This window comes from Virgibacillus sp. M23 (assembly GCF_034190895.1).
GTDB lineage: Bacteria > Bacillota > Bacilli > Bacillales > Amphibacillaceae > Virgibacillus > Virgibacillus salarius.
The window spans coordinates 1-531 of sequence record NZ_JAWDHA010000189.1; the positions used below are offsets into that span (position 1 = coordinate 1).

Sequence of the window (531 nt, forward strand, 5' to 3'; positions counted from 1 at the left end):
TTCCACACATGCTTCAAGCAAAAGCTTCACCATAACCGGATCGCCGACTTGGACAGCAGAACGCTTTTCTTCAGATGAGTCTGACATCTCTTCAGAAGCAAACTTAGCGCCGTGGATTCCGTCACGCCCGGTTTTCGCTCCTACGTCCATTACGGTATTGCCGACACCCTTCGCCTGGCCTTTTTTGATGTCTTCATGATTGATTAAACCGACGCACATAGCGTTGACAAGCGGATTTCCTTCATAGCTGCTGTCAAATTGCACCACTCCGCCGACTGTCGGGATGCCGATACAGTTGCCGTATCCGGCGATACCCGCTACTACTTCTTCAAACACTTACTTCACTCGCGGTGAAGTCAGTTCACCAAATCGAAGAGAGTTCAATACAGCGATTGGACGGGCACCCATCGAGAATACGTCACGGATGATTCCGCCTACGCCAGTGGCAGCGCCTTGGTAAGGCTCTAGAGCTGATGGGTGGTTATGTGATTCAATTTTGAAGACAACCGCTTGGTTATCACCGATATCAAC

1 pseudogene is annotated in these 531 nt (G+C 50.1%); it reads right to left on the reverse strand.

Going from position 1 to position 531, the window contains the following annotated elements:
* Positions 1–531: pseudogene (locus RVS70_RS21970) on the reverse strand (AIR synthase related protein); the annotation flags it as partial.